General features: G+C 64.2%; 11 protein-coding genes. 3 read left to right on the forward strand and 8 right to left on the reverse strand.

Annotated elements, in window-relative coordinates; translation table 11 throughout:
* Positions 1–344 precede the first annotated feature (344 nt).
* A protein-coding gene (locus ACFWUP_RS30260; RefSeq protein WP_379239390.1) for an IS3 family transposase occupies positions 345–1,612 on the forward strand; the annotation gives its coding sequence in 2 pieces (ribosomal slippage) (positions 345–624 and positions 624–1,612; 1,269 coding nt in all).
* A 32-nt stretch (positions 1,613–1,644) separates the two neighbouring features.
* On the opposite strand, the gene ACFWUP_RS30265 is transcribed toward ACFWUP_RS30260, so the two are convergent.
* The 6 genes from ACFWUP_RS30265 to ACFWUP_RS30290 form a co-directional block, all read right to left on the reverse strand.
* Positions 1,645–1,974, reverse strand: a complete 330-nt coding sequence (locus ACFWUP_RS30265; RefSeq protein WP_379239391.1) for a helix-turn-helix domain-containing protein — start codon at positions 1,972–1,974, stop codon at positions 1,645–1,647.
* On the reverse strand, positions 1,971–3,089 hold the full coding sequence (locus ACFWUP_RS30270) for a tyrosine-type recombinase/integrase (RefSeq protein ID WP_379239392.1): 1,119 nt from the start codon (positions 3,087–3,089) through the stop codon (positions 1,971–1,973). Before ACFWUP_RS30270 ends, ACFWUP_RS30265 begins: the two co-directional genes overlap by 4 nt.
* A 141-nt stretch (positions 3,090–3,230) precedes the next feature.
* Positions 3,231–3,716, reverse strand: coding sequence for a hypothetical protein (locus tag ACFWUP_RS30275; RefSeq protein ID WP_379239393.1), 486 nt, complete (start codon positions 3,714–3,716; stop codon positions 3,231–3,233).
* Between the two features lie 181 nt (positions 3,717–3,897).
* Complete coding sequence (locus ACFWUP_RS30280; protein WP_379239394.1) at positions 3,898–4,170, reverse strand: hypothetical protein; 273 nt, start codon at positions 4,168–4,170, stop codon at positions 3,898–3,900.
* Positions 4,171–4,211: 41 nt separating this feature from the next.
* Entirely contained in the window at positions 4,212–4,829 is a 618-nt protein-coding gene (locus ACFWUP_RS30285) for a hypothetical protein (RefSeq protein ID WP_379239395.1), read from the reverse strand.
* Between the two features lie 89 nt (positions 4,830–4,918).
* A complete protein-coding gene (locus ACFWUP_RS30290; protein WP_379239396.1) occupies positions 4,919–5,743 on the reverse strand; it encodes a DUF2637 domain-containing protein in 825 nt (274 codons plus the stop codon).
* Between the two features lie 157 nt (positions 5,744–5,900).
* Between ACFWUP_RS30290 and ACFWUP_RS30295 the strand changes: the two genes are divergently transcribed.
* Both ACFWUP_RS30295 and ACFWUP_RS30300 read left to right on the forward strand, forming a co-directional pair.
* Entirely contained in the window at positions 5,901–6,377 is a 477-nt protein-coding gene (locus ACFWUP_RS30295) for a hypothetical protein (RefSeq protein ID WP_379239397.1), read from the forward strand.
* Positions 6,378–6,671: 294 nt separating this feature from the next.
* The gene (locus ACFWUP_RS30300) at positions 6,672–7,103 is read left to right on the forward strand and encodes a hypothetical protein (RefSeq protein WP_379239398.1); all 432 of its coding nucleotides are present in this window, start codon (positions 6,672–6,674) and stop codon (positions 7,101–7,103) included.
* A gap of 12 nt (positions 7,104–7,115) precedes the next feature.
* Here the strand turns inward: ACFWUP_RS30300 and ACFWUP_RS30305 are convergent, their stop codons facing one another.
* Both ACFWUP_RS30305 and ACFWUP_RS30310 read right to left on the reverse strand, forming a co-directional pair.
* Positions 7,116–9,293: a hypothetical protein gene (locus ACFWUP_RS30305; protein WP_379239399.1), complete on the reverse strand. Its 2,178-nt coding sequence runs from the start codon at positions 9,291–9,293 to the stop codon at positions 7,116–7,118.
* Positions 9,290–9,958 (reverse strand): LuxR C-terminal-related transcriptional regulator, encoded by a 669-nt coding sequence (locus ACFWUP_RS30310; RefSeq protein WP_379239400.1) that lies wholly within the window; start codon positions 9,956–9,958, stop codon positions 9,290–9,292. The genes ACFWUP_RS30305 and ACFWUP_RS30310 overlap by 4 nt, the downstream gene beginning before the upstream one ends.
* Between the last annotated feature and the right edge of the window lie 373 nt (positions 9,959–10,331).

Consider the following 10,331-nt stretch of genomic DNA (forward strand, 5'->3'; position numbering starts at 1 on the left):
GCGCGGCCAGCACGATGTGCAGTGGAATGGGCCACCCCGGTATTTGCCGCCGTTAGCGACTTTTCCGCAGACAACGCATTCACCGATGTTGCGGTAGCACCTGTCGCATGTGTCAGGTCGGTCGGCGGTCGCGCGGGCTCTGATCGCGCCTAGTTCACCACATATTCCGCATTCGCGCCGGGGACGCTGGTGGCATCGTCGACACAGTGGTCCGGTCGCGGTTCTGGCAGCGACACGGCCGATTTGGCCGCATCCACTGCACGGCTCCGGCACTCTGGCGCGGGCGCGGTTTGAATAACCCCGGGTTTGGTGCTCACTCTCTTTCTTGAGAGGATGGGCAAGTTATGCCAGCGAAGTACGACGAAGCGACCAAGGCCAAGGCGGTCCGGTTGGTCATCGACCACCGTGACGATTACGACAGCGAGTGGGCCGCGATCACCGCGGTCGCCGGCCGGTTGGGCATGACCGGGGAAACGCTGCGGAAGTGGATCCGGCAAGCCGCGGTCGACCAGGGCAAGGCCGAGGGTGTCTCGACGGAGTCGGCCAGGATCATCCGGGAGCAGAAACGTAAGATCGCCGAGTTGGAGCAGACGATCGAAATCCTTTCTGCGGCAACGTCTTTTTTCGCGCGGGCGAACGACCCGCGACACCGTTAGTGTGTGAGTTCCTCGCTGAGCACAAGGCCCGGTTCCCGATCGCGGCGATGTGTCGAGCGCTGTCATCGCGGGGAATCGAGATCTCGCGGCGCACGTTCCATGCCTGGGCGGGTCGGGCGCCATCGAAGCGGGCGCTGTGGGACACCGCGGTCACCGAAATCCTCGCTGACCACTACGAGCCCGACGAGCAGGGAAAACGCCGACCGGAGTGCCTCTACGGGGCTGAGAAGATGTGGGCGTATCTGCAACGTCAGGGCATCCCGGTTGCTCGGTGCACGATCGAGCGGTTGATGCGCCGCAACGGTTGGAAGGGTGTGGTGCGACAGAAGAAGGTTCGGACCACGGTCGCTGATTCGGGTGCGGAACGCGCCCCGGATCTGGTCGACCGCCAGTTCCGGGTCCCGGCACCGAACATGCTGGTCGTGGCCGATTTCACCTATGTGCGGTTAGCGACCGGGGTCTTCGTCTACACGGCGTTCGCGATCGATGCCTTCGCCGGGCGGATCCTGGGCTGGGAGTGTTCGACCAGCAAAGAGACAGCGTTCGTCGAAACGGTGATCCGTCAGGCCGCGGCCATCCGGGCCCGTGAGGGTAACCCGTTGGACGGCAACACCATTCACCATTCGGACGCGGGGTCGCAATATACGTCGGTGCACTTCGGGCAAACATTGATGCTATCGGGCCTGCGTCCCTCGATCGGCACGGTCGGCGATGCCTACGATAATGCGTTGGCGGAGACCACGATTGGGCTCTACAAGACCGAGGCTGTCCGCGAGGATTCACCGTTTCGGACTGGTCCGCTACACCGGTTGGCCGATGTCGAGCAGCTCACGTGTGAGTGGGTGGACTGGTACAACCGGTCTCGTCTGATGCACCGACTCGGGCGCAAACCGCCGGTCGAGTACGAAGCCGATTATTATGCGAAGCTGTCCCAGCAGCGTGTTGGGGACAGATAACGGGGTGTGCAGCAAACCCGGGGCGATTCAGTTCATGACTCGCGGTTGGGTCGGCGAACGAGGGATCGGCGTGAGGTGATCGGTTCGGGGCTGATTGTTCCGTCTGCGGTCTTGGTGATTTGTTGGTTGACTACCGTTGGTTCGATCAGATCGTTGGGGCTGCATTCGAGGATGTCGCACAAGGCGACCAACGTGTCCAGGCTCAACCGTTGTGGCGGCTGGGTGACCATCCGATACACCTGCTCGCGCGACAACACGATCCCGCGCTCTGCCAGCAGCGGCACGAGATCGGTCGTTTGGAACATCTGCCGGTCGGCCATCAAGTCACGAAGCCGCCACCGGTAGCCCATTTTTCGGATCATTGTTCTGCCCCGTCCCAGTCCTGGCCCACCCGCTGACGTAACGAAGCTTGCAGGAGCTCGTTGCGGTACTCATTGGACACCCCGGTGTAGATCGCGGTCGTCGAGGCGTACACGTGCCCGACCTGCTCTTGTACAAACCTTGCCGGGTAACCGAATTCGACCCAATGAGTCACCGCCGAATGCCGCAAACAATGCGGGTCCAGGCTGGAGTCAAGGCCCGCGTCTTGTCGGGCGGCAACGAATGCGTCGTTGATCGAACGGGCAGACAACCGACCGACTCGCTCAGTCACCCACAGGGCAGGATGAGCACCGGGACCGAACCGTGGCCGCAAATCGTTGATCCAATGATCGAGAGTGTCTACCACCCAATCCATTTCAGGCACCAGCAGTACGGTGCGCCGTTTCGGCGGCGACCCGGTTGAAGCTTTGCCGAACCGCACCATCACCGATCCAAAGCCTTTGAACTGCGGCGCGTTTCGATTGCTACGCAGATCCACCAAGTCCAGCCGCGCGGTCTCGGTTCGCCGCAGCCCGAACGCGTAGATCGTCTTCAATACCGCGGCGTCACGGGCCGCGCAGAGCGCGCCTTTCACGCCACGACCAGCTATCCGGGCTGCGCGCGCGTCAGCGGCGTCAAAGAGCGCTTGCACCTCGTCGTAGGTCAGCGGTCGCCGCCGCGGGTCGCCCTCGTAGTCGAGCTTGTGTGCGATCGAGTTGCCTTCATGGAAAACCTGTTGGGGCGATTGCCCGAACTGCGCCAGGCATTCCTGCGCCCACCCGTATCGCGGGTCGAGCATGAATTCCACGAACAGCCCGATCGTCACCTCATAGGACCGCGCCGTCGAGACCGCTTTGACTGACGAGCTTCTCAAATGATCGATAAATGCCTCGCCCTCCGCCGGTGTCCACTGCCATGGATACAGGCCGGTGAATTTTTCGAACCGGCGAATCATCCGCAGGCGAGGCTCGATTGTGGAGGTGGGGTGGAGAAATCGCGCGGACTGTTGTCGGCGCCATCCTTCCAGCATCGCCTCGAACAGCGCTGGAGCGGGGTCAAGGTGAACGACGTTGTGAGCCAGGACGAGCGGTACCGAGCCGGGCGCGGGATCCGTCATCTGCATGTTGTATCAGATACAACATTGATGCGATATGCAAATCGGTCCAGCTCATCCAAACGATTTGCCTGTACGCTCAACCGTGCGAGCTTGCCGGGAGCTGCGACGATAGCGCGATATCAAATCTGTGCAGTGTTGTATCTACTGCGATTCCGCGCATTCGAGTACGTCGAGGTTGTCGATGATGCCGTACCGGTCCGACAACGCCGCCCGCAGAACTCCCGGCTCCCCTGCGGCACCGGAGGTGAACAGCCGCAACAGAAACGACCGATCCTCGCAGTCGTTGGGCAGGCGCGGATCGTCGGGGCCGTGCAGCAGGCCGTTGATGTTGGCGTCGTAGAGGTCGGTGCGGTGCTGCTCGCGCAACCACTTCACGTACCCGACAGGGATTTTCAGCTTGGTCGCCAACTGGGTGTCGGCAACCCCGGTGGGATGATAGGCGCCGTCGACGAGGGTGACACCCCGTTCGTCGACGATCGGCCCGATGCCGGACAGCTCCAGCAATCCCTCTCGGGCGAGCATCGCTGACGCGGGTACGACGACGTCGAGCTTGGCGGCTTGCTGACGATTCAGCAACGTGACGAGGTCACCCAACTCGGCGTGACGAACGCAGGAAACAACGGACACGACGCAACTCCTTCGAATGTGGCAGCCAACGACGAAGGGAGAATCGACCCCTGGTTCGCTGCACGAAAATGGTTGAGGCCCAGGTGAACCCGCAGATCGCAGCGGGTGACACACCTGGGCGTGGCAATTCGGCTTGTCGAGGCGCGGGCGCGAAGTGCGGAAACAGCTCTGGGGTGGAGAGTTACTCCTCGGGCGGAGTGGTCAGCCAGCGAGTCAATGTCCGTAGCTGCTGCCAGATCTGGCCGCGTCCGCTGCTACCGCCGCGCTCGTATTCGGTGTTCCACAGATACGAGACCAAGATCTGGGCGGCGCCGACAACGTCATCATCAGCGGTCAGTCGGGCATCCGACCCCGCTGTGGTCCTAGAGTCGGCTGCCGGTGGCGTGACGAGGACAGGGCTTGGATTCGGAACCTGGCCGGTGTCACGGTGTTCGGGTGTCTCGGCATCAGGCACAGCGGTCTCCTCCCCAACGGCAGCCGGCGAGGGCGCCGCGCCTACCGGTAGCTCCACCCGGCGCCGACAGGTTTGAGATTGCGCCGACCCAGTCGTTGGTTCGGGCCAGTGTTGGGGTCATCGGCGAAGCGGTGACCGTCGGTATAGACCGTCACCGACAGCTGATGCGCCCGCACCAGCGCCTTGATCGCACTGTCCAGGCCCGCGTGGTCGAGGATATGGAAGGTGACTGGTCCGATGGTCAGCGCGACGAAGCTGATCATGGTCCGCATCCCCGCGTGATGCATCCGCTCCACCGATGCCGTCCCGGTCGGGGTGTGGGTCCACGTGATCGCGGCCAGGACCGCGACGTCGGAGACCGGTTGCTCGACCACTGGCATCGGCACCCGCGCACTGACGCCGATCATCGCCTGTCGTGCTGTCCCGAACAGCGCCAACATCCGGTGAACCTGTTCCGCGGCAGTGAAGGTCATCGCGACTCGACCCCACCGGGCGACAATCCGCGCGTCACTGGTTCCCGCGCCGACGACGTCGATCGCGATCTGTTGCTCGCCGGCCAACATCGCGGTCATGGTGGTGACCACTCCGGTTTGGCGGTCCACCGGTGGTCGCCGAACCTGACTAACAGGGGTTTTGACGGGTGATTGCGCAGTGGTCATGGCGGGTTCCGTTCTAGTCGGCAGGAAGGCGGCCACGTTGTTGGTGGTGGCCGGTGGGCGGAGTGCATTGGGCTTGTCGGGCGTGAGGTCTACGAATCCGACGGGCGCACAGCGAATGTGGTCGTGGAGGCGAGTTCTGTCGCGACGCGCAAGATCCGGCTGATCGTGGATCGGCTGCGCCCGAGTTCGCGGCCGATATCGGAGGCATTCACACCGTCGAGGTGGTGGCGCACCAAAACCTGGGTGACGACCGCGGGGTCGCGTCGTCGCGCACGATCGCGCTCGCACACCAGCAACGCCAACTCCTCGCATTCGCCGCGCGTGCGCAAACCCGTCATGGTGCCAGTGGCGCTGCGGTGACCGGCCGTCAACTGGTTATCGACGTCGGCGGGGCCGACCAGCTGGGTCTGAAGGGGCGGTTGCGCTGGTAGATCAGGTAGCTCGGTGTTCGATTGAGGCTGGTCGCGGGTGTGAGAGGTGTAGGCGATCGACAGCAGCGCGATACTGGATTGGGCCATGCTGCCTTCCACGATCAGCGGCCACAGCCACGCGTCCGAGGCCGGCACGCCCGCCGCGATCGCCAGCGCACGTAACGCGGTGAACGACAACCAGAACGCGGCCGCGGCGATCATGACCGTCAACGTCGTCGCGCAACCACGCGCCAGCGAGGAACCCGCACCAGCGCCGCCCAACACCTGCACGCCTTCTACGGCCGACAACAGCGCCAGGGGCGGGATGATCGCGACGACAACCGCGACAGCGGGCAGGGTGGTGCCGTGCAGCAACACGTGTGTCGCGTTGCCCGCAACGCTGACCCCGGCGGCGATCACCAACTCGACCCAAAAGAACACGTGCGCACGCGTGGTGCGCACGTGCGGTGAACCGCCCACATGGTGCGTAGTAACGGTTTTCACGGAGAACTCCTCGCAGATCGACGGGGGAGCGGACGGTGACTCGGGCGGTGAGGAGCGACACCCGCGCGGAGGAGCCAGTCACGAGTACTGGTGCGTCGCGGTCATCGCGGTGCACACTGGTCATTGGGAGAACCGGTGGGGCAGCGAGGAAACCGCCATGCCCGACTTCAGAAACAACGCCCGCACAGACGGCAAACCCGTCGATACGGTGCGCGACCGTGTTCAGCGCGCACGCGACCGCATCCGCGCACGCCGCGCCGAGCAACGCCTTCGCGACGCAGCGATCGTCGCCGCGGTGAAAACCTTCGCTACCGCCCGCGCGGCGGTCACCGAACGCGAAACCCACCGCGACACCGCGATCAACGAACTCCAACAACGCATCACACGGCTGCGGGAGAGCGCGGCCACTGATATCGCCGACCTGCGTGCCCAACAAGGCGCGGCGGTCGCGCAGATGAAAGCCCACGGCCAATCCGACGACGAGATCGCCGAACTGCTCGATCTCACACCCCGCCAGACGCGTCAACTCCTCACCCACGCCACAGGATCCGCGGTAGGCGCCACGAAACACCCACCGCAACCCTCCTCGGTCGACGCGAGTTCAAGCCAGCGGCCGGCGATCGAGCTGTGCTGACTGCCCGAGCCAGGTTCCAAGATCGGGTAAATGCGACAAACCGGGTGCTGGCGTAGGTAACAGAGCTGATGACGTCAGGAATTGGGAACTGGTTGTCGCGTCGCGAAGGTCTATAGCCTTTGATCAAGCGACGTTTCGAGAGGACCGATCATGCGTAGAGCATTCGCTACGGCGGCCGCAATTCCGTTGAGTCTGTTCGCTGCCGCGGGTTGTTCGACTGTGGTGCCGGGTGTCGACGCGGCGCTCGGTAGGTCATGCATTGACCAGGACGCCGCGAATCCGACCCTGGCCCAGGTGTTCGAGGGGATCCGAGACGCGATGATCGTCGGCTCGACGGATCCGGCAGAAGTCGAAGAGTTGCGCCGAGCTCTTGATCCTGACACGCAGCAGGCGACGATGTCGAGAGTCAACCCGGCTGGGTATGCGGCCATGGCGACGATACTTGCGGAGATGCCGCCCGGTGGCTACCGCGCCTACGTTCGAGAGGTATGTGCCGTCGAGAAGGAATGGGTTGAGCCCTTGGATAATTCCGGCGTTCGCTGGGCGATGGCGTGGGACGCGCTGAACGTCTGCCAGTTGATCATCGGTCAGCCCGTCGACCAGCGTGACGCCTACCTTGAGGCCGAGGTGAAGTCACCGACTTTGTGGGGTACTGAGTCGGAGTGGCTGATTCGGCACGGCGAGGTCAAGGGCCGGGCCGCGAGGAAACATATCTGCCCGCAATAGCGGTGGCACGGATTATTGCGGGGCGTCGACTGCGGCCGCGACGGCTACGCGGCGCGTACCGGTCGCGTCGCGCGCGACAATTGTCGCGATGACCTCCCGCCCGGGTGGTGGGATCCGGATTGTCACCATCCCACCACCCAAGCGCGCGAGTTCGGTGGTGATCGTGGATGTCACCCGAGCCCACGTCGCGGGGTCGAACGCGGGTCCGGTGTGGTCGTCGTAGAGGTGGACGCTGACTCCGCGGGCGCGGGCGCGGGCGATCTGCTCGGCAACGGGGGATCGGGCAAGGAGCCCCCCGCGGAGTTGGTCGCGCAGTTGTGCTTCCACGAGGCCGCATTCTCGGCGTTCGAGGGGTGTCAGCGGCATCTTGAAGGTCAACCGGGTGAGCAGGGCGCGGCTAGTCGCGTCGAACTGCTTCAACTGCTGGGTATGCGCGGCGTATGCGGCGCGCGCTGCCGCTGTCTGACCGGCCTGCCTCAGCGCGTCGCGGCGCAGCGTGAGAATGGAGTGTAGCCGCGGTCGAACCAGCCGGGCGAAGACTGCGCCACCGACGAGCGGTGCGAGGTCGGCCAGTCTTGCCACCACAAGGTCGACTGGCGAAATACGGTGTCCGACAGCCCAGATGGCATAGGTGCCGAGAATTCCGACTTGGCCGAGCCATGCCGCAACCGGTCGTCCACGGAGCATGAGTAGCACGTAGATAGCCGCTGTGGCCGACGCAGGCCATAGCTGTTCGGTGGTGATCTCGGCTGGCAAGGATCGCAGCGCCAACCACGCGCCCAGTGGACCGAGTACGGCGAACCCGCTCACCCATCGGGGTATCGGATCACCGGGCGCCCACAAGAAGGCGAGCGCCATCGTCGCATAGAGAAGCATGCTCACTTGGTTCGGGAGGTCGGGGACGCCGGGTGCGCTCATGGTGACCAACGCGCAGACACCCGCGAGGTAGACGATGGTGACGGCGATGGCCGCACGCCTGCGCACACCTAGGAAGTCTCGAACGTCGACGGTGTCGCGGGCAGCAGGTCGTTGCCATGCGAAGTTGACGACAGTGCCGTGCCCCGGCAGTGAGGTGACAGTGACGGCGCCACCGGCAATGCGGTCGAGCTCGCGGATGCTCCCGTTCACGCCGAGACGACTCGCTGGCACCGCGGTGATATCGAAACCGGTGCCACGGTCTCGGACGGTGGCCTCGATGCAGTCCGCGGTGAGGACTAGCGCTACCTCTGGACGTACATCGGAAGAGTTGTGGCGCAGGCTGTTACGGACGGCTTCAGCACAGCCTGATGCCATCGCGGCGACCGCACCGGCATCGTAGTCGGCGATTTCCTCGGGCTCGGTCCGCACCGCAACAGCGACCTGACTGACCTCCTCGACAGCCGTCTGGATTGCTCTGACCGCCTGCTGGGCACTCACGGTTCTATCGAGGTCGATGGCGGGCAGCGTGTCGATCTTGGCGAGTGTGGTGATCGCCTGTTGTTGCAGTTGTTCGCTGTGGGGGAGCCGCTCGGCGGCAAGCAAAGTCGCCAGAACCCAGTCGTGGACTATGCCCGCGTGGGTGCGTTGTAGTGCTGTTCGTGCTTGGGCGGCCGCGGCGTCGGCGGCCTGCAGGCTGGCACTGACTTTGGTCTGGTCCAGCAGTCGCGCGGTGCGCAGCGCCTCGATGACGGTGGCCACGAAGACCAGTGAGAATCCGAACGAATACACCAGTTCGAGCGCGTAGGCGAAGTTCGCGCTCGGCGTCCGCTGCTGGTTGATCGCTTGGGCGCCCGCCGTCACGACCAGCAGATAGGTTACCGCGAAGGCCGGCCGCCACAGCAGTGCCGCCGCCATGGCTGCGAGGCCTGGAACGAACGACAACCATGACGACGCCGCGAGCGCCACGCCATGCCAGGCGAGTGGCCAGGCGAGGGTGGCCAACGGAAAACCCGCAACACTGACCGTCGCGGCCAAAGCCACCCATTGTGGCGAACCGGTGCCGGCTGCCCAGCTGAACAGCACTGCCGGCGCGACAAGGACAACGGCGGTCGCCACGACCGTCCACCACAGCGCGACAGTTGGTGCCTGCGCGATGATCCGACTGCTAAGCATCAGGGTGTAGGCGAAATAACTGACCGCGAGCAGCAGTGCAATCGACCGAACCACCCGGTCGTAATCGCTGGTCCCGATACTTTTCTCGATGCTGTTCACCGGCGAGCGCGCCACCATGGGCGGGGCGCGAAACCGTCGCGCTGGGCAGCATCCCGAAGTGCGGCCCTAGAGGGAACCGGAGTGCCGAATTCACTGTATTTGCTGCGGATTCGACGCAGGTACATGTTCACGGTATGGGTGCTGATCTCCATCAAGGCCGCAGCATCCTCGGCCGACTCACCAGCGGCGTAGAGCGCTAAAACCTCTTCCTCACGCGGCGCGAAACGTGGACGTTGGTCGTCGGCGTCGATTGCTGTTGCCCAGTCAGCGGTTCCGATCGGTTGCCCGGCCGAGGCAGCCGTGATCGCGGCAAGGATCGCCGCTCCGGGTTCTGACTTGCGCACCACACCGAGTACGCCCGCGCGGGCTGCTTCCCGTACCAAGTCGGGCCGGTCGCCAGCGGTGAGAACGAGCACGTTCGCGATTCCCGCGTTCGTCAGGGCCGCGACGTTCATTGATGGGGTGGAACCATCGGGAAGGGACAGGTCGAGTATCGCGATGTCGATGTCGGCGCAGACGTCGAGCATCGCCTGGACACTGGCACCGGTGGCGACGATCGTGATGCGCGGATCGGCCGCGAGAGTCAGTCGCAGGCCATCGATCAGCAAGCTGTGGTCGTCAATGACCCCCAACCGAACCTCGGACACCGAATGGGATTGGCTCACCGCGCCATTGTCCCGTTCGCCCGTGCCCCGCGCCATGTCAGCATGAGTCGAGATCTTGTGGCGGTCGCGTCGATCGCAGTTCGCTTTCGGTTGAGTGCGGGTGCGGTGCGGGTGCGTAGGACGGTATTCCACGCGGTGACTCGGCGTGATCCGAAGCCGAGCGTGTCCTGACGAAGGCGCGCTTGGATGCAGGCGAACAAGCCGATTCTCACCGTCAGTGAGCCCTTTTCATCCTGCCGCTGAACAACGTTGGCCCGCAGCTTGATTGGCGCGGCGCTGGCGTGCGAACTGGCGAAGCCCCTGGTAAGAGAGCTGATTACCAAGTCCGCTCGTCCACCAGAGGCTTCTCATGTTGTTCTACCGTGCCGCGCTG

Source organism: Nocardia sp. NPDC058658, assembly GCF_042716665.1.
GTDB lineage: Bacteria > Actinomycetota > Actinomycetes > Mycobacteriales > Mycobacteriaceae > Nocardia.

Bases quoted from the DNA above. Each gene is read 5' to 3' on its own strand.
- ACFWUP_RS30295 (WP_379239397.1), top strand. From the start codon at position 5,901: ATGCCCGACTTCAGAAACAACGCCCGCACAGACGGCAAACCCGTCGAT.
- ACFWUP_RS30285 (WP_379239395.1), bottom strand. From the start codon at position 4,829: ATGACCACTGCGCAATCACCCGTCAAAACCCCTGTTAGTCAGGTTCGG.
- ACFWUP_RS30270 (WP_379239392.1), bottom strand. From the start codon at position 3,089: ATGACGGATCCCGCGCCCGGCTCGGTACCGCTCGTCCTGGCTCACAAC.
- ACFWUP_RS30265 (WP_379239391.1), bottom strand. From the start codon at position 1,974: ATGATCCGAAAAATGGGCTACCGGTGGCGGCTTCGTGACTTGATGGCC.